This is a genomic window from Paracoccus saliphilus (genome assembly GCF_028553805.1).
Lineage (GTDB): Bacteria > Pseudomonadota > Alphaproteobacteria > Rhodobacterales > Rhodobacteraceae > Paracoccus > Paracoccus saliphilus.
In genome coordinates this window covers 3646379-3666206 of record NZ_CP067140.1, presented here as the reverse complement: position 1 = coordinate 3666206, position 19828 = coordinate 3646379, and the positions used below count along the sequence as shown (strand labels likewise).

Here is a 19828-nt window from a genome sequence, read left to right as displayed (position 1 = left end):
ATTGGCTGGGCTACATCCCTATAAATTTCAGGTCCAGAAGATCGTGATTGCGGCAAGGATGATGGCGTTGAGGAAAATGTCGCCACATCGTTCGTATCGTGTCGCAATGCCGCGCCAGTCTTTCAGGCGGCCGAATGCATTTTCGATACGATACCGTTTCCGGTAAAGGCGCTTATTGTATCTGCTCGGCTTCTTGCGCTTTTTTCGTGGCGCTATGCAGGGACGAATGCCGCGTTCTCTGAGGGCAGCACGCAACCAGTCAGCATCATATGTCTTGTCGCCCAGAAACCGCTTGGCCGGCGGCAGATAACACAGAAGTACGAGAGCGCCCCGGCTGTCTGCCACCTGGTCCGGTGACAGGAAGAAGTCCAACGGTCGACCCTTGCCATCGCCGAGCATGTGCAGCTTGGAGTCCAAGCCGCCCTTGGTGCGTCCGATCACCCGCGGAGAATCCCGTCCTTCGGGAAAACGATCCCCCGGATCGTTTTCTGATCCTCGGACTTTCGTAGGCTGGCCGCCGTGCGGTGCGCCTTCAGGAATGTGCTGTCAATCATCAGGGTATCGCCCTGGGTCCTGGGGGGTGCCAATTCCTGGAGTATTCGGGCGAAGATGCCCATCCGGGACCACTGGGCGAACCGATTATACAGGGGCTTGTAGGGGCCATAGACAGCCGGGGCATCCTCCCATCGGAGCCCGGTAGTGGGGCAGATCGGTGCGTTGTGGGGAATGCGGAACTTGCGCGGATGGCTTGCAGGGGAGCGGGACGAGATCCTTACGCGCCGTGCCGCGAGCGTCGAGGCGATTTCGGGACTGCCCGCCTGGCGCTTGAAAAGCGCCGGGGCCTATTTCGCATGGATTGAACATCCTTTCGACATTTCTTCGGCCGATCTGGCTCCGCGCATGGTGGCCGAGATCGGAGCAAGAGGAAGTTCCTACGAGAAGGTTATGATAGTTCTGCCAAGGCTCGCTCGCCCGGAGCGCACGCGTCTTGCAGTTCCCGGCGCTCCCATCGGGTCAGGGCCTTCATTCTTTGCGAGGGCTTTCGCGGGAATGTTTCGGCGCGATCAAGCCAGCTTTCGGGCGCAGATCCCGTCAGGAACAGCCCCAATCTTTCTACTTCCCTGCGCGGCTCGTTACACAGTTCCTCGTAGCGCAGGATCAGTGGGGCAGCGCCTTTCAACCCTTCCAGCCCGGTTTTCGTGACCGCCGACCAGAAGGCGCCGGTCTTTTGCAGGCTGGGTCGGGTATCGAGAATCCGTGACAGGCCGAAACGACCGCCAATGGCTGAGAGCAAGGGCCAGATCCGGCCGCGCCCGTAGTGATATTGCGGATGCAGAAGGTCGATGCCGAAATGACGCAGATGCCGCCACATCCAGATCGCCAGGCGGACGGCCGGATAGTCCCGCATCGACAACGCCGTTTCCGGGCCGTCGCGCAACAGAAGGACCGGGCGGGCTTCGGGGAACATCCTGCGCAGTGTCTCCGCTGCGACCAGCGATCCGCCCGAACGTTCGACCCAGACCCCTCGCCCGCCCATCCGTACGGAAAGATCGGTAAACAGGGCGCGATAATGATCGCCCAGTTCCATGTCGCCGCGTTGTTCCATAGTTGTTGCGAGATCCCTGAACAGGGCATCGGGATTGCTGCTCAGATGTGGCAGGGTGATGGCGAGGATTGGGGGGCAGAGATATGGATCATGGGCTGGTTGACTGACATTTCCATACAGGAATTCCCCAGGAGCTGCCGAGGGATTGCCAACCTGTGACAATGTGCGTGAAGGCTTTGCCAGTTGTGACCAGAAGCGGGCTCCATCCAGCCTGTCTGGACGGAAGGCCCATGGACCGGCTGTCGAAAACAGTTCCGATAGCGACAGGATGTCCGGATGGCTGCGCAGGATCCGCGAGATGAGGGTGGAGCCGCAGCGTGCCGAACCAAGGATCAGCCCGCCCGGCATCGGATCAGCTTTCGTCATGTTTTGTCGGCCTCGATCCATGTCAGCATCCGTTCTACTGCGAGACGGGCAAGGCTGTGCGGATCCTGCGCAGTGACCAGATCCAGCCTTTCAATAGCGGCGAGGGCGACAACTCCATGGACTGAAAGAAAAAGTTGCTCGGCCAGTTTTCGGGCCGAGGTCCGGGGATGCAAATGTCCGATCGGTTCGGCGATTCGGTCGATCAACTCGTCGATCAGCGTGGTGTACCATTCCGGGAAGGTGTCGGTCTGTCGGGGACCCTCGAACAATCCGCGCCAGACCACCCGGCGCGCCAGCATGAAGTCGACATAACCATCCGCAAGAGCCAACAGGTGCTCGCGTGGCGCGGCCGGGGGCGCGGCATCGAGCATTTTGGCCAGTTCGGTGAAACTGTGACGATTCACCTCGTGCAGAACCGCATTCATGTTGCCGAACAGGTTATAGATCGTGCCGGGGGTCGTATTGACCGCCTTTGCCAGGGCGCGGGCAGTCAGCGCAGCCGGTCCTCCTTCTTCCAGAAGATTGCGGGCAGCCTCGGTCGTGGCCGAGCGGAGTTCGTCATGGTCGTAATGTCGTGGTCGGGCCATTTATCAATCCTGAACGATGTTCAAAAATATACTTGACGGGTTTGATCCTTGTTGTCAATATTAGTGAACGTCGTTCATTAACGTAGGTTCCCATGACCGAGACAGCAACAGCTCCGATCAGCATGACTATTCGCGGCACTGGCAGTTACCTACCCCGCGACACTTTGGAATCGTCCCAGATTGATGCACGTTTCGAATGGGCGCCGGGCACATGTCTGAGCCGATATGGGATCGAGATGCGCCATGTCGCGTCAGAGGATGAAACCACGTCCTTTATGGCGGCAGAGGTTGCGAAACATGCGCTGGACATGGCCGGTTGCAAGGCCGCCGATCTGGACCTGATTCTTGGTGCCTGCGGTGTGATGGAACAGCCTATTCCGTCCACCGCTGTTCTGGTGCAGAACCGGCTTGGTCTCGGGCGCTCGGGTGTCCCGGCCTATGACGTGAACGCGACATGTCTCAGCTTTTTGCAAGCGCTTGATCTGGCTGCGATGCAGATTTCCTGCGGGCGTGTCAGGCGCGTATTGGTGTTCTCGTCGGATATTGCTTCGGTGGGGCTGGATTGGGCGCATCCCGAGGCGGCCGCAATCTTCGGAGACGGTGCTGCGGCAGTGGTCGTCGAGGCCGGCGGTGAGGGTGCTGTGCTCGCTTGCGATTTCCGGACCTATGGCGAGGGTTGTGACGCCTGCGTGCTGGCGGCGGGCGGTACCCGTGTAAACCCGGCGCGCGGGATCAGGCTCGGAGATGATCGGTTCCGCATGGATGGTACGCAGGCTTATCGCGTTGCTTCGCGCCACTTGCCGCGCTTTATCGCTCGTTTGATGCGAAGAGCCGACCGGGTGATGGAACAGCTTGATTGCGTCATTCCGCATCAGGCAAGTGCACAGGCATTGGAGCACGCCGCCGGGATGCTGCGCCTTGCGTCGGACCGGATGATCGACATATTCGGCAGAACCGGCAATCAGATCGCAGCCTCCATTCCCACCGCCCTGGATCACGCGGTTCGATCCGGCAGGTTCAAGCGGGGAGATGCCGGTCTGTTGATCGGGACCTCGGCGGGGATTTCGATCGGCGGAGCGGTGGTGCGGTTTTGATGCGCGCGCTGGTAACAGGGGCAAGCGGATGCCTGGGGCGGGCGCTGGTGGAGGAACTGAAGCAGCAGGGCCATGAGGTCGTCACCACGGCGCGCAGGCCGGTGGATTTGCCCGGTTTTATCGCTGCCGATCTGATGACGGACGATTTGCGACCGTTGGTTGCCGGGATTGAGACGGTTTTTCACTGTGCGGCGCTAAGCTCTGCCTGGGGCAGCAGGTCGGAATTTCGTGCGGCCAACATAAGCGCCACAGAACGATTGTTGGAGGCCTCCGAGATCGCCGGGGTAGGGCGCTTTGTCTTTGCCTCCTCGCCCAGCATCTATGCCGACGGGACCGATCGGCTGAACCTGACCGAGAATGCCTTGCTGCCATCGCGTTGCATGTCGCTTTATGCCGAAAGCAAGCGGGCGGCGGAACGCATCGTGCTGAATCATGATGGCGCAATGCGTTGCACGGCGATCCGTCCTCGTGCCATTTACGGACGCCATGACAGGGCGTTGCTGCCGCGCCTGATCGAGGCGATGCAGCGCGGCAAGTTGCCCATGATCGATGGGGGGCGGGCCCTGATCGATGTGACGCATCGCCGGGATGCGGCCCGAGCGATGATCCTTGCCGCGGATGGCCCCGGTGGGCATGTCTGGAACATAACCTCGGGAGAAGCTTTCTCCTTTCGCGAATTGGTCGAGATCGCGGGTCGACGGAGCGGTATCGCCTTTCGGACGTTTCCGATTCCTTACCGCCTTGCCGAGCTACTGGCAGCGATCTCTGAAACCGCTGCCCGCATTGGCGGCGGAAAGGAGCCACGCCTGACCCGGCAGGCGGTCGCGTCGCTGGGGCGCAGCCTGACGCTGGATATCTCGGCGGCCCGGCGTGATCTTGGCTACAGGCCTTTGGTTTCTTTTGAGCAAGGGGTGGCGGAATGCTTCGCGTAACCACGCTGAAGATCGGGGAATGTCGCGCACCGGGCTGGGGCGCAGGGATGGGCGGGCTTGCAGCCGTCCGTTTCCCGGCACTGGCAACCCTGATCGAAACAGAGAGCACCAGGATATTGGTCGATACCGGATACGGTTCCGTCTTTTTTGCCGCAACCAAGGGCTTCCCGGCCCGTATCTATCGCTGGTTGACTCCCGTGACATTGCCCGCGCATGAAACCTTGCTGCGGCAACTGCCCCGGATGCCGGATCTTGTCATGCTGACCCATATGCATGGCGATCATGTCTCGGGGCTGATGGACCTGCCCGCGGAGATACCGGTGATCGCGTCGCGCGAGGCGATTGCACATCTACGTGGTCTCACTGACTGTGCCGTGATCGCTGCTGCCTGTCCTCCGCTCGTGCGTGACAATGTGCTGGCTCGCAATCCGTCTCCCGTCGAGGCGCGGGCCCTTGTCCCGACCGATCTGCCCGGTTTCCCGGATGGCTATGATCTATTGGGCGATGGCCGACCGATCTGCCCGGTTTCCCGGATGGCTATGATCTATTGGGCGATGGCCGTCTGCTGGCGGTAGATCTGCCCGGGCATGGTGTCGGGCAGATGGGTGTGTGGATTCCCGAACTCTCCCGTTTCCTGATTGCAGATGCGGCTTTTGGACGTGCTGCACTACGCTTGGGCCGGATGCCCCCGCATGTTGTGCTCGCGCGTCTTGGGGATGCGGGCGCCTATCGGCGAACATTCACGGCGCTGCAGGAACTGATGCGGCGGCGCCCGGATATCGTTTTCGACCCCTCTCACTGCCAGGAGGCCATGCCATGAGCCTGTTCGCATTCCTGACCGCGCGCTACGGAGGCGGTTTCGCCTCGCGTGAGCAGATTAACCGCCATCAAGACCGGGCTTTTGCACATTTCCGCAAGCGGATCATGCCTCGGTCCCCGTTCTATCGTGATTTCGCGGATACGCCGCTCGATCAATTGCCGCGCATGACCAAGACCCTGTTGATGGAGAATTTCTCGGCCATCAATACCTGCGGAATTGACCGTGACCGCGCTTTCGAGATAGCCCTGCAATCGGAGCGAAGCCGCGATTTCAACCCGTTGATAGGCGATGTCGCTGTCGGACTTTCCACCGGCACGTCGGGTCAGCGGGGACTGTTTCTTGCGTCGGAGAGGGAGAGGCGGCTTTGGGGGGCAACCATGCTGGGCCGTTATTGGCCTGAACTCTGGCGTCGGCAGCGGGTGGCCTTCTTCATGCGGGCGGATAACGCGCTTTATCGTAGTATGTCCAATCGCATGGTGCGGTTTGAATTCTTTGATCTACTGGGTGATTTCGATAGCCATGTGATCCGGTTGGAAGCACTGGACCCGTCGGTTCTGATCGCGCCTGCCCGGATCCTGTCGCTGCTTGCGCAGTTGCAGGAGAAAGGCCGGCTTTCGCTTGCTCCGCGTCGAGTGATTTCGGTGGCCGAGACGTTGTCCGGCGATGACAAGGCAGGCATTCACCGGGCTTTCGGGCGGCCTGTCGATCAGGTCTATCAGGCAACCGAAGGCGTGCTGGCCATGACATGCCCGGCGGGCAACCTGCATTTGAACGAAAGGCTGATGCGGATCGATGAAGATGTGATCGATTCCGCGAGCGGGGCGTTCTGTCCGATCATCCACGACTTCACCCGGGAAAGTCTACCAATTCTGAACTATCGCCTCGACGATGTGCTCATCCCGGACCCGCGCCCCTGTTCTTGCGGCTGCACGAGCAGACGTATCGCGCGTATCGAAGGGCGAGAGGATGATATGTTGTGGTGGCCGGGCGTGCTGGGCAGGGTATTGATCCCCGCCGAGGCCATTCGCACGGCCATTGCCTGTCTTCCATGCCGCATCCGCGATTATCGGGTGATCCAGCGTGGCGACGATCTGGAATTCTGGCTCGATGGAGCGAAGGACGGGGCGGAAACTCTGCTTGCCGAAAGGATCGCCGATCTCGGCAGACGCCTGAATTGTTGCCCGCCCCGGCTGGTCTTTCGCCGTGGCCTCCCTGCGCTTTCGGACGAGAAACGCAGGCGCATCATCGTGCTGACGCAGCCGGTTCAGTGCGCAGCCGAATAGCTGGCGCTTGGAAGCGACCCGCGTTTTGTGATTGGGCTGGATCAGAGGGTACCGCCTTGGTATCGTCGGCCCCGTGGCCGGTGGTCCGAAAAGAGCGGAATTATATGTGCTGGCGCAGTTGACGTGCATGTCGCAGGAAGCGATATCGGCGCGCTTCACAATCTGTGTAGCGTGGTTACGGGGCATATTCAGGATTTGCCACCGAGCCACCGGACATTTGCTGGTCCGGCGATGGATCAAAACTCAAGAATCCCCCGGATTTTCGTGTCCTGCGCGTGTTGGGCCACTATGATCTGACACCGAGAATGCGGCGCATTCGCTTTGCGGCCGAGAATCCGGAAGGTTTCGCTGTGCTAAAGAATAGCCATGTCCGTCTGGTCTTTTCGCCTTCCGGCGCAATGCTGGTTCTTCCGACGCTTGGCGCAAACCGAATGGAACATTGGCCGCAGGGCGAGGCAACGCCGTATCTCGGCTTTGTTGAAGGGGGGATGCCCCTCCCGACGGCATCGCAATGTGCCATTGTGGTGAGTGTTAAGGCCATCACAAAAGGAAGGAGCATCCATTCCGCCAGAGGAAGACAAGAGAGCTGCAGTGCTTCTTCATCAGGCCTGTTTGCTTTGCCTGTTGGAGCGCTGGCGATATCCGACGAATGCACCGCCCAAGGCACCAATTCCGGCACCGATCAACGCATAGGGCAGGAAGGTACCGATCAGGCCGCCATTGGCGGATGAGATTGCGTCGGCCGCTTCTTCGGCACCAAGATTATTCGCCCTTGCGTCCATCATCGCCACCATTCCCGGCTGGTCGCATTGGTCGGCAAACGAAGCGGCTGCCTCATCACTGTCGCCGTAGATATCCGCGACTATGCTTTCGCATCGCTGTTGATCCGTGGCGGGAACCATCGATCCCGCGAAATGCAAATAGAGTCCGGCCGTCAAAAGAAGCGCGGCAATGCAAAGAAGTAAAATGATCTTCATGAAAGAGCCCTTATTGGTGGAATGTTCTGTTCGCGGGTCACTGGCGCCATAGAGGTATGCATAACCGTTTCAATCACCCATTAGATTCTCACAATATCGCAATCGTTCCTCTGTCACAGATGTCTTCGTTCCGCGGTTGGCCGATGGATTCCAGGTGCTCAGCAAATGTTCGCAATCCTTGATTTCGGCATCGGTTCCAAGATCCTGAGCTTCCACGAGCTCTTTGCACATGATGATATAATCCTTGTGACCGTCCTGGACGATCTGGAATTGAAAGGCGGGTGAATCATACCAGCGGAACAGATCCCCGCGGCATTCCGCGTAGCGCTGGTCGACCGCGTCGTCAGCTGCCTGGGTGGCTTCTGCAACCAATGCTTCCTCCATGCCAGTGTGTTGATGTTCGTTGTATCGATCCTTCGCCCAATATCCTCCACCCGCAATGAGAACGGCGCCGATTGCCCCTATCAGAATGACCTGTGTCTTTATCATGAATGCCTCGTGGAACTGTTATGATGCCTCAGAGTGGCCTGGAGATCATATGCGTTACCGCTTCCGGTAAGGTCGGCTGCCGTCTCTTGATCGTCGCCGGAAGGTGGCGTTGTCTGAACAGGGAAGTACGGTACTCATTTGCGCTGTATTTTCGTGTCTGGCAGCAGATCGAGATTAGCCATCATGTCGCGACCGAGCCTCGGCATTGTCGGGTAATCCTCTCCCTTTTGTAGCGCCTCGGCCATGTCCGCAAGGTAATCATATTCCATACTGAAGGCGCCATGTTCCAAGATGTAATCTTTCAGCGCCAGAAGAAGCTCCGTATCGTATTTGTCCAGAAGCTCATCATAATCGGACATCAGAGCTTTATCGTCCAGCAGCCGGACAGCCTTTATCGGATCGGCGGGGCCACCGATACCATTGCGCACCATGAGTGCCAGCATATACCGCGCTGGTCCGAAACCGGGGTCGATGTTGACCTGCTCTTCAAAAAGCGCGCGGGCCTTTTTGAAATCACGCGGAACCCCCACGCCTTCATAATACATCATGCCGAGGCGGTTCTGGACATAGAGGCTGACCTGATGGTTCCTCGCCCGGGTTAGAAGCCGGAATATTTCTTCGGGCGGCACTTCCGGCAGTTGCGCTTCCGGACCAGGGTAGTCCTTACGAAAATATTTGAAACCGAGATTTGCAGCGGCAACATACCCGCCTTTTGCGACCGCCACTCGATAATATTCGATCGCTTTCGCCCCATCCTTGTCCACTCCGTAGCCATTGCTATACATATGGCCCAGCTTTGTTAGGGCACGGATGTTGCCGAGATCGGCCCAGTAATCCAGCGCAGGTTTGGCGACCAGATATTCTTTGTCATCGTATTTATGCAACGCGGCTTCAAGCGACGGTGGCCGCCAGGGCGGCTCGACCCGTTTTTCACCTAGCAGATAGCCTGTCGCGAAAAGAGCCGTGCCCAAAGCAACAAGAGCAACGAATGACAATATTAATCGAAGCATTAATCTTTTCTCTTCAATGGAATATACTGCATATATCTCCATCTCGGCGAGAACAAGACTGGTTAGTCAAGTGCCGAGTTTGCTGTTTTTTCTACAGAGCTTCGAGCTTGATCCCGAAACAGGTATCAACTACCCGTTCACATGACTAACCTTTTGGTCAAAAATCCATTCCCGGACGTCTCCACTTTTGAAGAGGGTATATCACATGTATCTACGAACCGGTCTGACAGCCGTCATGGCGTTTTTTCCTGTCTCGATGGCCTGGGCCGTTCCGGCCACGGATGAAGGTGCCGAGCATCTGGCGGAGGTTTTTCAATCCTATTTCGGTAACACCGAAGGGGTTGTCTTGGTGACTCCCGACGGCGAAAGTTACAATTTGACGATCGACGCCGCGCCGATCTTGTCCGGCCTCGCCGATAAACAGGTCCAGTTCGAGATCCCCAGCCTGACCTATCAGTTGACGGATAATGGCGATGGCACCTGGGGCGTCACCGAAGATCAGGAACTGTCATGGTCATTCACCGTGCCGGGCCTGTTCGAACAGACAGGTTTCGCGAAAAGCCAGTCGAGCGGCATATGGGACGAGGACTTGAAAGGATTTGTCGAGCAGAAAGGCGTGATGACCGACTATGTCGTCGACAATGTGAATTATGTGCCTTTCGAGCAGGACAGCGATGAGGCCTTGCCCCTGGATGAAAAACCGGAAACCCGAGTCTTTTCGCGTGACCATCAGCGCACCGGGCGCATGGAATTCGAGATGACTGGGGTGGCCGGGCAATCCGGAGGGGTGGATCAGGCCATGAGTTTCCGCGCGGAGGAAATCGAACAATCCATGGAATACATCGTGGATACGAATGGGGCGCCGATGAATTTCGGCATGACGGCTCCCGGTTATGATGGCACCTTCGATATCGAAGGCGCCCGAAGCGAGGGAATTCTTTCGCTGCTCGCGTGGTTTGTCGCCCATCCCTCGCAGGAACTGATCACCAGCTCGCAGGAAGAGCTGCGCGGCGAGCTTGGTGCAGCCATGCCCCTGTGGGACAACCTGTCCATGGATGCCACGCTGCGCGACCTGAAGATCACCTCGCCCATTGGGGTTTTCGGACTGGCCGAGATGGAATTCATGCTTGGAACCTCTGGCGCGATTGCCGATGGCCATCTGCAGGAAAAGATCAGGGTCGCTGGTCTCAGCATTCCCGAGAACCTGCTGCCGGCATGGGCGGGGCCATTGCTCCCGCAAGAGGCCGCGCTAGATTTCACCTTTTCCGGCTATGACCTCGCGGCGCTGGCTTCGCTCGCCATCGATGGCTTCGACCTGACGGCGGAGGATCCGTTTGAGGCGCTGAATCCGGATCAGGTGATGAATGCCGCTCTCCCGCAGGGCAATATTCAGGCGCAGGTCGCCCCCGGCCATCTGAAAGGTGCGGATTACGCGATCAACTTCGAGGGAGATGGCAGGTTTGGGCCAGCGCAGATGCCAAGCGGCTCCGCGCGCATCTCGGCGACCGGGCTGGACAAGGTCGAGGAGGCACTGACCTCCGCCCCGCCGGAAGATGCCGGTCAGCCCCTGATGATGCTGCGCATGGCCAGGGCCCTGGCGCAGCCCGGCGAGGACGGCAATCTTGTCTGGGAAATCGAAGCCGCACCCGGCGGGTCGGTCTCCGTCAACGGCCAAGTCATGAGCGGCCCGACCCCGCAACCCTGAACATATCTGTTAGCGTCCATCCCGCTCGCCATGCGGAAGGAATGGGCGCACCAGTCTTTGCGGTCGAGTGCAGTAGCGATTATCATCCGACCTCACGGGCTCTCGGCGTCACATTGCGATGCAAAACGGGGATCCAAAATTGGCCTGAATACGGAGAACACCGACATGCAGCAGCTATACGCCTTCTCCCTTTTTGCCGTTTTCTGTCCGTCGTCAGAACAATTGGCACATCTCGGGGCGTAAATTAGCGGAGAGTTGGCCTCGTCATTGGTTTGATCTTATGCGGCGAGCTTGCGGTGTTGCAAGCGCCGCTGTTCGATGGTCTTTCGCGTTGTTTGAAGATGGTCTCGGCCCTGCCGAAGTAGGCATCAGCGGGCGTTACGTTGTTCAGGCTTTCATGGTATCGCCGGTGATTGTAATGTTCGACGAAGGCCTCGATCTGGGCTTCGAGATCGCCCGGGAGGAAATAGTTTTCCAACAGGATGCGGTTTTTGAGGGTCTGGTGCCAGCGCTCGATCTTGCCCTGGGTCTGGGGATGCAATGGGCCCCCGCGCACATGGCTCATGCCTTGCGCCTCGATGAACTCCGCCAGTTCGTCCGCGATATAGCTCGGGCCATTGTCGCTGAGCAGCTTTGGCTTGTGCAGCACGGCAGCGCTGTCGCAGCCCGAGGCTTCCAGGGCCAGCTCCAGCGTATCGGTCACATCCTCGGCACGCATGGTGGTGCACAGTTTCCAGGCGATGATGTAGCGCGAGTAATCGTCGAGCACGGTCGACAGATACACCCAGCCCCAACCGATGATCTTGAAATAGGTGAAATCGGTTTGCCACATCTCGTTGGGGCGGCTGGTCTTGCGTTTGAACTCATCGGCTGCCTTGATCACCACGAAGGCCGGGCTGGTGATGAGATCATGTGCCTTGAGGAGCCGGTAAACACTGGCTTCCGACACGAAGTAGCGCTTTTCGCCCGTAAACCGCACGGCCAGTTCTCGCGGGGGAGAGCTCGGATTGCTCCAGCGCCATCTCGATGATCTGGTCATGGATCGTGGCGGGGATTCGGTTCCAGACTCGGCCCGGCGCGGATTGACGGTCCTCCAGCGCTTCAGGGCCGCCTGCCAGATATAGATCATACCAGCGGTAAAAGGTTCGGCGTGCGATGCCCAACTGCTCCAGCGTGCGCTTTACCGGCAGGTGGGATTGCTCGACGATCCGGATAATCTCGAGCTTCTCGGATGCGGGATACCTCATTCCTCGTCGCCCCCATCCGTGATCATGCTTTTTTTAAGCAGCCGATTTTCCAGAGTGAGATCGGCGACGCATTCCTTCAGGTCATGCGCCTCACGGCGCAGGCCCTTCACCTCGTCGGTGGTCGCGGCACGGGCCGTGTCACCGGCCAGGCGGCGCTTGCCGTTCGGCGTGGCCTCGAACCGGTGGCGGCTCACGCCTCACTCCATGAACTCCTTGGACCATGTGTAATACAGGCTTTGGGCGATCCCTTCGCGGCGGCACAGCTCGGCGATACTGCCATCGCCACGCAGGCCTTCAAGCACGATCCGGTTTCGCGGGTTCTCTCGAACCAGTGGCGTTCACCCGCTCAATGTCCTCCGCGGAGAAATGGCGCCGCGTCTTGCGGCGGATATCTTTCACCATCTGATCGGCGGGGGCTTTGGACGGTGATTTCGATTTTGAGGATTTGGGTCTCGTCTGCGTTCCTTCGTCACTCCGACGAGACCCAAATCCTCCTTAAATCACAACCTCAAATCTGTGCCACGGGCGCTGACGGCCGACAGAAGGCTTCCGACCGCCAGCTGGATTGCAGCGCTTCGTGTCGATGCAGTCCGCAGCTCGAAATGCCTTCTCTGTCCCAGCCCGCCGTCGCGCCGCCCTCACAATCCGTTCCCACCGACTGGAAGCATTCGAGGCATGGAAATCCGCAGCGAATGTCGCCTGATCCACGTCCGGCATGTCAACTTGCAGGACGGTCGAGTCAATGTGACATCACCGTCCAAGGGAACTCTCCCCATAAAGCTCAAACGTTCGGGATGGGATGATGCATTTTTACAGAGCCTTCTCAAAGGGGGGAGAGACCGTGATCCAAATGCGATAGCTCTGCCCGGCACAACTATCTACATTTTGCTTAATGTGGACGATACAGGTGTTACAGATAGGGCAAGATGATCAGAACTTCGCTACCGCTTACAGATGATGTGCTGGAAAGTCGCAAAGGCGCTCTTTTCCGGACACTACCCCTTTGCATCGGGCTTGCCCTGTGCATTGCCCTGTTAGTTTTCGGCGTCGGACCGCTCACCAACTACTATCTGTCGGAAAGTAAAGCCCGTGGCGACAGCACAATGAAGCTGGCCGTCGCAACGCTGGACGGTGAACTTGCTCGATACGAGCGCTTACCACAACTTCTGGCGCAGCAGCCGGTTTTGCGAGAAGCGGTCTCGCACTCGGACGATCAGGGAATCGTGCGGGCGGCGAACGACTATCTTGAGTCCGTTAATACTTTGCTGGGGTCGTCTGACCTTTACATCATGCGTCCAGACGGTCTGACCGTGGCCGCCAGCAACCACAATTCCGAGTTTCCCTTCATTGGGCAGAATTTCTCTTATCGACCCTATTTCGATGACGCCCTCGCGGGTAGGCTGGGCCGGTTCTATGGGCTGGGTACGACCTCTGATCGCCGCGGCTACTATTTTGCTGCGCCGGTGCAGGACGATGACAAAGTCACTGGAGTCGTTGTGCAAAAGGTTGATCTGGACCGGCTTGAAAGCAGCTGGAGGGCATCGGAATATGAAATCATCGTCACCGATCCAGAAGGTGTCATTTTCCTTTCGGCGCGTGAGAAATGGACATATTCCTCGCTGGCTCCGCTTAGTTCCGAGATGCTGGATAGATCGCGCGAGGTTCAACGCTATGCCGGCAGAGAGATCGATGTCCTGCCAGTGAAGCAGACCGGCAGTTATCAAGAGCATCAACTGGTTGAGGTCGCTGAAAAGGATGAAACCCGGACCTTCATGATGATCGCGCAGGCCATGCCGGATGCCGGATGGACAGTACGGGTACTGGTCGACATTTCCTCGGCCCGACAACAGGCCTGGAACATGGCACTCATCGTGATCCTGGCTGTTTCTCTGGCAGCGCTTGCCGCTACTTTCCTGATTCAGCGCCGAAACCGCGGACTTGAACTGGCAGCCTATCATCGTGCAACGCAAGCGCTGCTTGAACGACGCGTTTCCGAGCGTACTGCCGAGCTGGGCGCCGTCAATCGGCGGCTGAAAGGCGAAGTCGAAGAACGGCGAGCGACCGAGACAGAGTTGCGGCGAACGCAGCGGCGCCTCGTCCAATCCGCAAAGTTGGCAGCAATAGGTCAGATGTCGGCTGCGCTCAGCCACGAGTTCAACCAACCACTTGGCGCAGTGCGTAACTTTGCCGACAATGCCGAAACATTTATGCAGCGGCAACGCTATGACGAGGCGCGCAAGAATATCGTCCGCATCCAGGGTCTGGCCGACCGCATGGCAGAGATCAGCCGCACGCTGAGGAATTTCGCCCGCAAACCGAGGCAGCAACTCGAGCCGGTCGACCTTTCCGGACTGGTTCGCGATAGTGTCGAAGTCATCTCATGGCGGCTCAAGGACAGGCCCGTAGAAATTTCGATTGATAATGTCCCCAATGGGCTCAAGGTCATCGCGGAACCTGTGCGCTTGCAGCAGGTGTTGGTGAACTTGATGGCCAACGCTCTGGATGCTCTGGACGACGCTCAAGACCCGCAAATCAGGGTTTCCACGGAATCTGTGGGTGATGGTGATACAATGACGCTCTGCGTCGCGGACAACGGTCCCGGGATCCCTGCCGATTTGCGTGAAAGGATTTTCGATCCATTTTTCTCGACCAAGGGCGTGGGTCAGGGATTGGGTCTAGGCCTGTCGATATCATACAATATCATCCGCGATTTCGGTGGCGAGTTGAGATTGCGCGATGCACCCGGCAGTGGCGCAACATTCGAGATCGAATTGCGAACCGCATCGGATGGTGAAGGCGAGGCATCGACATGAGTGGACGGGTATTGCTGATCGATGACGAAGAGGACATCCGCCTGTCCATGGAGCAATCACTGGATCTTGCCGGATTCGAGGTCGAGAGCTTTGCGGAGGCCCAATCGGCACTGGACCTGATCAATTTCGGATTTCGCGGAATAGTCGTGACCGATATCCGCATGCCGGGCATGGACGGGCTGACATTCATGAACAGGGTGGCCGAAATTGATGCCGAAATTCCGGTTGTCCTGGTGACGGGACATGGTGATGTCCAATTGGCCGTGCGTGCCATGCACGATGGCGCGCATGATTTTCTGGAAAAGCCCTTTCAGGCGCAACAGCTCACCGATATCGCGACGCGCGCGATGGATTTCCGGCGCATCATACTTGAAAATCGGGTGCTGCGCGCGGCAGCCGGGCAGGTCGATGATCTTGAGCTGCGCCTGGTAGGCAGGTCGAATGCGATGATTGACCTGCGTCGCCGTATGCGCACTATCGGGCCGACAGAGGCCGATGTTCTTATTATCGGTGAAACCGGTGTCGGGAAAGAAGTCGTGGCCCGTGCCCTGCACGATCTTTCTCCGCGCGCGACGAGGCCATTCATTTCGATCGATTGCGCGGCATTGCCTGCCAGTCTGATCGAATCCGAGCTGTTTGGACATGATCCAGGTGCCTTTGCCGGTGCCATGCGCGAGCGATATGGCAAGTTCGAGCACGCACAGGGCGGAACAATCCTGCTGGATGAGATCGGTTCCATGCCGATCGATATACAGGGGAAGTTTCTCAGGGTGGTTGAAAACCGGGTCATCACCCGCCTTGGATCGCATGATGAACGCCCGCTGGATGTGCGTTTTATTGCAACCTCCCGCTCTCCTCTCGAGGAAGAAGTGGCTGCTGGCCGTTTTCGGGCCGATCTGCTGTACAGGTTGAATGTCGTTACCCTGACCATTCCTCCGCTTTCAGACCGGCGCGAGGATATTCCGCTGCTGTTCAGTAAGCTGGTCCAGGAGGCCGCTTCGAGATATCGTTGCGATCCGCCGGTGATTTCGCCGCGATTGATCAACCAGGTGAATGCCGCCCAATGGCCGGGCAATGTGCGCGAGTTGCGCAATGCCGCTGATCGCTACGCCTTGGGTGTTGCTCTTCAGCCCGTAACAGATTTGGGCGAAGAACCAATGCGCCTTGCAAATCAGGTGGCCGAGTTCGAGCGCAATGTCCTGATCGGCGCACTTCTCAGCCATGGCGGCAAGCTGAAACCGGTTTACGAATCTCTCGGCTTGTCGCGTAAATCACTTTACGAGAAGATGCAGAAATATGGCATAGACAAGAAGCAGCTTGGCCTCGAAGCGGAAGGTCAGGACGACTGATGTAGCAAAGTCGGGACATGATTTCCGGCCAATGTTACGAAATCCACCCATTGCTGCATCGCGGCGACGGTTTTCTCGCGCTGACCGTAGTCAGATCCCTTGCCGCAGCAGGGCGCGCATTGCTTTTCAGAGCACATTCCACGGGCAGTTGCTTGTGGGAAAGATGCATTTCGGGAGGAATTCAATGCGTATTTACCGTATCGCCGCCGTTGCCATGTCCGCAATGATGCTGGTTCAGCCTGCCATCGCTCAAGAGGATCGCGAGGATTGGCCAGGAAGCTTGACCATCGGCACCGCCAGCCAGGGCGGCACCTATTTCATTTATGGCACGGGTTTGGCAGCGATGATCAGCCAGAACCTGGGCGTGAACGCGTCAGCAGAAGTCACCGGCGGACCGATACAGAACGCGACGCTGGTCGAGACCGGGGATCACCAGATCGGCCTGTTGACCATGGGGCCGGCATATGAGGCCTGGACAGGCGAAAGCGAACTGGCGCCCGGCGTAGAACACAAGCAGTTGCGTGCACTGTTTCCGATGTATCAAACCCCCTTCGAAGCAGTTGCGCTCGCATCTACCGGAATAGACGATGTCTCCAAGCTGGATGGCAAGCGTGTGTCTGTCGGACCAGCGGGCGGAACCGCCGCGACTTACTGGCCGCGCTTTTTCGAGGTGATTGGTGTCAGCCCGAATGTCAGTTTTGCCGGAGCCAGCGACTCTACCGGGCAGGTCAAGGACGGTCTGATCGACGCGTTCTCTTTCGCCGCGGGTGTTCCGATTTCGGCCTTCTCCCAGATCGCAGCAGAAAACGAAGTGAGCATCTTCGGATTCACCGAAGAGCAGCGCGGACAGATCCTTGAGGCCATGCCCGAGGTTTCAGCCTATGACATCCGTGAGGACATGTATCCCGGCATTCCAGCGCATGGCACCGTGGCGATGTGGAATTTTGCCACCGTCTCGGCAGAGATGCCCGAAAGCCTAGCCTATGAAATCACCAAGCTGGTGATGGAGAACAACGAGGCAATGTTACAGATCCATGCGGCTGCTGTCGAAACGCTTCCCGAAAACGCGGATCAGAACACCTTCCTGCCTTATCATCCGGGCGCGGTTCGCTATTTTGACGAGGCCGGGATCGAGATCCCTGACGAGCTGCGCGGCTGAAGTGCAGCAGCGCCCCGGTATGAAGCTGGGGCGCCATTCTCTCTGACAGCAACGTGCGGAAGGTCTTGCCGCACATGATCCGGACAACCGGGCGGGCCGATCGCCGCCGGTCTTGTCCTCATTTGCAATGGAGCCTTCGATGTCCCATTCCAGCCCGTCACAACAGCCTTCCTCCGAACTGGAGGGAACCGTCGTTGCACAATCAGTCGATGACGAACCGCTAACCTCGACGCAACGCAGCCTGCAGGGCCGCATCGGCCTGTTCTTTGCTGCGCTTTGCATCGGCTATACACTGTTTCATATCCTTGTGATGAACCTGTTCCCGCTTGAGACTTGGGCCTATCGCATGATCCATGTCACCGGCGGCTTGGTGATAGGGTTCCTCGGCTACTCGGCCCTGACGCAATCTGACGAAGCCATCATAGACGAAAACGCCCCTGTCCGGCGCGGTTGGTCGGAAAAGGTGCTTCTTGCACTTGCACTGGCAGGCACAGGCTATGCCTTCGCGATGATTGCCTATGCCTGGCTGGCTTGGTGGTTTGCCGGCGCAGCCAATCCTCCGAGCTTTGTCTTTGGCAGCTTTGGTGTTCCGTTGATCCTGGGCACCGTCGCGGCAATAGCTGCTGGCTGGCTGTATTCCGGACGCGATCGCGGCAGGATCTACGAAGGCGACTGGCTACTGGGCATCGCATCAATTGCGGTGCTTGGTTATATCCTGTTTGTCGTGGGCGCATTGCGCCTGCGAGCGGGAACTGCGATGGCACAGCCGGGCGATCTGTATGCGGCTGCCGCTGGTGTCATTCTGATCCTGGAACTGACTCGTCGCCTGACCGGGCTCGTGCTGGTGGTCATCGTGAGCGTCTTCATCGCCTATTCTTTCCTGGGGCCCTGGCTGCCGGGGTTCCTCAATCATCGCGGCTATGACGCTTCGCGCTTCTTCACCTATATCTTCACCGATCAGGGCATCCTTGGTGCACCAATCGCAGTCTCTTCGACCTATATCATCCTGTTCATCGTCTTCGCCGCCTTTCTGCAGGCATCCAAAGTCGGAGACTATTTCATCAACTTCGCCTTTGCGGCCGCGGGGCAAGCGCGCGGAGGTCCAGCCAAGGTGGCGGTATTCGCCAGCGGCCTGATGGGCATGATCAATGGCACTTCGGCGGGGAATGTCGTCTCGACCGGATCGCTGACCATTCCCTTGATGAAAAGGGTCGGCTACCCGGCAAAATCGGCTGCTGCAATCGAGGCCACGGCCTCGTCCGGTGGCCAGATCCTGCCCCCGATCATGGGTGCAGGTGCCTTCATCATGGCCGAGGTAACGGGCATACCCTATACCGAGATCGTCGTCGCCGCGATCATACCCGCCGTGCTTTATTTCATCTCGGTTTATTTCATGGTCGATCTCCAGGCCTTGAAATTGAACATGAAGGGGCTGCCGCGCGCAGAACTGCCAAAATTCGCGGTGCTGGTTCGTCAGGTCTATCTGTTCCTGCCGATCATCATTCTGATCTACACGCTGTTTGCCGGCTATTCGGTTATCCGGGCGGGCACGCTGGCGATGATCTCGGCCGCCGTTGTCAGCTGGCTGACACCGCATCGGATGGGACCGCGCCAGGTGCTGCATGCGCTGGATATCGGGGCGCGCATGTCTATCCAGATGGTGACGGTCTGTGCGGCTGCCGGGGTGATCGTCGGTGTGATTGCTCTGACCGGGGTCGGCGCGCGCTTTTCCACTTTGTTGCTGACAATTGCCGATCAGAGCCAGCTGCTGGCACTTTTCTTTGCCATGTGCATCTCGGTCCTGCTCGGAATGGGTATGCCGACGACCGCGGCCTATGCGGTTGCGGCAGCCGTTGTCGCGCCGGGCCTGATATCGTTGGGAATTCCCGTTCTGGTCGCTCATTTCTTCGTGTTCTACTACGCGGTGATGTCTGCGATCACGCCACCGGTAGCGCTTGCCGCTTATGCCGGCGCCGGACTGTCTGGCTCGGACCCGATGAAGACCTCGTTCGAAGCGTTCCGCCTTGGCCTTGCCGCCTTTATCGTCCCGTTCATGTTCTTCTCGTCACATGAACTGCTGATGCAGGGGGAATGGCTGGACATCCTGCATGTCTTCGTCTCGGCGATGCTGGGCATGTTCCTGCTGTCAGCCGCGGTCATCGGTTATTACTTCGGTTCGCTCAATATCGTGCTGCGCGCGGTTTTGCTGGCAGCCGCGCTGGCCATGGTCGACGGGGGCTGGCTCAGCGATCTGATAGGCCTGGCTGTCGCCGGTGTGCTTTTCATCCTGCAACGCGGGCTGTTGGCCCGTCAGCCGGCAGACTGATCGCATGAAGTCGGGCCGCCAAGCTTACGGCACTGTTATTGCTTGGTGGCCCGAAACAGGCAATT

The 19828-nt window shown here is 58.5% G+C and carries 14 protein-coding genes and 4 pseudogenes; 11 read left to right on the top strand and 7 right to left on the bottom strand.

What is annotated here, in order from left to right; translation table 11 throughout:
- Nucleotides 1–27: 27 nt before the first annotated feature.
- From JHX88_RS17585 to JHX88_RS17575, 3 genes and pseudogenes are all read right to left on the bottom strand, one after another.
- Nucleotides 28–803 (bottom strand): annotated as a pseudogene (locus JHX88_RS17585) (IS5 family transposase).
- 140 nt (nt 804–943) lie between these two features.
- Nucleotides 944–1972, bottom strand: a complete 1029-nt coding sequence (locus JHX88_RS17580) for a sulfotransferase (RefSeq protein WP_272848088.1) — start codon at nt 1970–1972, stop codon at nt 944–946.
- Nucleotides 1969–2559 carry a TetR/AcrR family transcriptional regulator gene (locus JHX88_RS17575; protein ID WP_076528934.1) on the bottom strand — a complete coding sequence of 197 codons (591 nt, stop codon included), beginning with the start codon at nt 2557–2559 and terminating at the stop codon, nt 1969–1971. Before JHX88_RS17575 ends, JHX88_RS17580 begins: the two co-directional genes overlap by 4 nt.
- 92 nt (nt 2560–2651) lie before the next feature.
- On the opposite strand from JHX88_RS17575, the gene JHX88_RS17570 reads away from it, so the two are divergent.
- From JHX88_RS17570 to JHX88_RS22365, 5 genes and pseudogenes are all read left to right on the top strand, one after another.
- Nucleotides 2652–3653 (top strand): 3-oxoacyl-[acyl-carrier-protein] synthase III C-terminal domain-containing protein, encoded by a 1002-nt coding sequence (locus tag JHX88_RS17570; protein ID WP_076528932.1) that lies wholly within the window; start codon nt 2652–2654, stop codon nt 3651–3653.
- Nucleotides 3653–4585 (top strand): NAD-dependent epimerase/dehydratase family protein, encoded by a 933-nt coding sequence (locus JHX88_RS17565; protein WP_076528930.1) that lies wholly within the window; start codon nt 3653–3655, stop codon nt 4583–4585. The genes JHX88_RS17570 and JHX88_RS17565 overlap by 1 nt, the downstream gene beginning before the upstream one ends.
- Complete coding sequence (locus tag JHX88_RS17560; protein ID WP_272848087.1) at nt 4573–5160, top strand: MBL fold metallo-hydrolase; 588 nt, start codon at nt 4573–4575, stop codon at nt 5158–5160. The genes JHX88_RS17565 and JHX88_RS17560 overlap by 13 nt, the downstream gene beginning before the upstream one ends.
- Nucleotides 5161–5401: 241 nt before the next feature.
- Nucleotides 5402–6688 carry a F390 synthetase-related protein gene (locus JHX88_RS17555; RefSeq protein ID WP_076528929.1) on the top strand — a complete coding sequence of 429 codons (1287 nt, stop codon included), beginning with the start codon at nt 5402–5404 and terminating at the stop codon, nt 6686–6688.
- Between the two features lie 305 nt (nt 6689–6993).
- Nucleotides 6994–7092, top strand: a pseudogene (locus JHX88_RS22365) (hypothetical protein); the annotation flags it as partial.
- Between the two features lie 198 nt (nt 7093–7290).
- Here JHX88_RS22365 and JHX88_RS17550 read toward each other — a convergent pair.
- From JHX88_RS17550 to JHX88_RS17540, 3 genes are all read right to left on the bottom strand, one after another.
- Nucleotides 7291–7665: a hypothetical protein gene (locus tag JHX88_RS17550; protein WP_272848086.1), complete on the bottom strand. Its 375-nt coding sequence runs from the start codon at nt 7663–7665 to the stop codon at nt 7291–7293.
- A gap of 69 nt (nt 7666–7734) precedes the next feature.
- A complete protein-coding gene (locus JHX88_RS17545) occupies nt 7735–8154 on the bottom strand; it encodes a hypothetical protein (RefSeq protein ID WP_076528926.1) in 420 nt (139 codons plus the stop codon).
- A 134-nt stretch (nt 8155–8288) separates the two neighbouring features.
- Nucleotides 8289–9164, bottom strand: coding sequence for a tetratricopeptide repeat protein (locus JHX88_RS17540; protein WP_176011507.1), 876 nt, complete (start codon nt 9162–9164; stop codon nt 8289–8291).
- A 205-nt stretch (nt 9165–9369) separates the two neighbouring features.
- Here JHX88_RS17540 and JHX88_RS17535 point away from each other — a divergent pair, with 205 nt between their 5' ends.
- Complete coding sequence (locus JHX88_RS17535) at nt 9370–10869, top strand: hypothetical protein (protein ID WP_076528922.1); 1500 nt, start codon at nt 9370–9372, stop codon at nt 10867–10869.
- Between the two features lie 278 nt (nt 10870–11147).
- On the opposite strand, the pseudogene JHX88_RS17530 reads toward JHX88_RS17535, so the two are convergent.
- Nucleotides 11148–12518, bottom strand: a pseudogene (locus tag JHX88_RS17530) (IS3 family transposase).
- Between the two features lie 130 nt (nt 12519–12648).
- Here JHX88_RS17530 and JHX88_RS22360 point away from each other — a divergent pair.
- The 5 genes and pseudogenes from JHX88_RS22360 to JHX88_RS17510 form a co-directional block, all read left to right on the top strand.
- Nucleotides 12649–12819 (top strand): annotated as a pseudogene (locus JHX88_RS22360) (IS6 family transposase); the annotation flags it as partial.
- Between the two features lie 223 nt (nt 12820–13042).
- Nucleotides 13043–14929: a sensor histidine kinase gene (locus JHX88_RS17525; protein WP_076528738.1), complete on the top strand. Its 1887-nt coding sequence runs from the start codon at nt 13043–13045 to the stop codon at nt 14927–14929.
- Nucleotides 14926–16278 carry a sigma-54-dependent transcriptional regulator gene (locus JHX88_RS17520; protein ID WP_076528736.1) on the top strand — a complete coding sequence of 451 codons (1353 nt, stop codon included), beginning with the start codon at nt 14926–14928 and terminating at the stop codon, nt 16276–16278. Before JHX88_RS17525 ends, JHX88_RS17520 begins: the two co-directional genes overlap by 4 nt.
- A 184-nt stretch (nt 16279–16462) precedes the next feature.
- Nucleotides 16463–17437: a TAXI family TRAP transporter solute-binding subunit gene (locus JHX88_RS17515; protein WP_076528734.1), complete on the top strand. Its 975-nt coding sequence runs from the start codon at nt 16463–16465 to the stop codon at nt 17435–17437.
- 139 nt (nt 17438–17576) lie between these two features.
- Nucleotides 17577–19763 carry a TRAP transporter permease gene (locus JHX88_RS17510; protein ID WP_076528732.1) on the top strand — a complete coding sequence of 729 codons (2187 nt, stop codon included), beginning with the start codon at nt 17577–17579 and terminating at the stop codon, nt 19761–19763.
- Nucleotides 19764–19828: the final 65 nt, after the last annotated feature.

Excerpts from the sequence above, each read along its gene's own strand:
- JHX88_RS17555 (WP_076528929.1), top strand. The coding sequence starts at position 5,402 with ATGAGCCTGTTCGCATTCCTGACCGCGCGCTACGGAGGCGGTTTCGCC.
- JHX88_RS17560 (WP_272848087.1), top strand. The coding sequence starts at position 4,573 with ATGCTTCGCGTAACCACGCTGAAGATCGGGGAATGTCGCGCACCGGGC.
- JHX88_RS17565 (WP_076528930.1), top strand. The coding sequence starts at position 3,653 with ATGCGCGCGCTGGTAACAGGGGCAAGCGGATGCCTGGGGCGGGCGCTG.
- JHX88_RS17575 (WP_076528934.1), bottom strand. The coding sequence starts at position 2,559 with ATGGCCCGACCACGACATTACGACCATGACGAACTCCGCTCGGCCACG.
- JHX88_RS17570 (WP_076528932.1), top strand. The coding sequence starts at position 2,652 with ATGACCGAGACAGCAACAGCTCCGATCAGCATGACTATTCGCGGCACT.
- JHX88_RS17520 (WP_076528736.1), top strand. The coding sequence starts at position 14,926 with ATGAGTGGACGGGTATTGCTGATCGATGACGAAGAGGACATCCGCCTG.
- JHX88_RS17540 (WP_176011507.1), bottom strand. The coding sequence starts at position 9,164 with ATGCTTCGATTAATATTGTCATTCGTTGCTCTTGTTGCTTTGGGCACG.
- JHX88_RS17510 (WP_076528732.1), top strand. The coding sequence starts at position 17,577 with ATGTCCCATTCCAGCCCGTCACAACAGCCTTCCTCCGAACTGGAGGGA.
- JHX88_RS17550 (WP_272848086.1), bottom strand. The coding sequence starts at position 7,665 with ATGAAGATCATTTTACTTCTTTGCATTGCCGCGCTTCTTTTGACGGCC.
- JHX88_RS17535 (WP_076528922.1), top strand. The coding sequence starts at position 9,370 with ATGTATCTACGAACCGGTCTGACAGCCGTCATGGCGTTTTTTCCTGTC.
- JHX88_RS17545 (WP_076528926.1), bottom strand. The coding sequence starts at position 8,154 with ATGATAAAGACACAGGTCATTCTGATAGGGGCAATCGGCGCCGTTCTC.
- JHX88_RS17580 (WP_272848088.1), bottom strand. The coding sequence starts at position 1,972 with ATGACGAAAGCTGATCCGATGCCGGGCGGGCTGATCCTTGGTTCGGCA.
- JHX88_RS17515 (WP_076528734.1), top strand. The coding sequence starts at position 16,463 with ATGCGTATTTACCGTATCGCCGCCGTTGCCATGTCCGCAATGATGCTG.
- JHX88_RS17525 (WP_076528738.1), top strand. The coding sequence starts at position 13,043 with ATGATCAGAACTTCGCTACCGCTTACAGATGATGTGCTGGAAAGTCGC.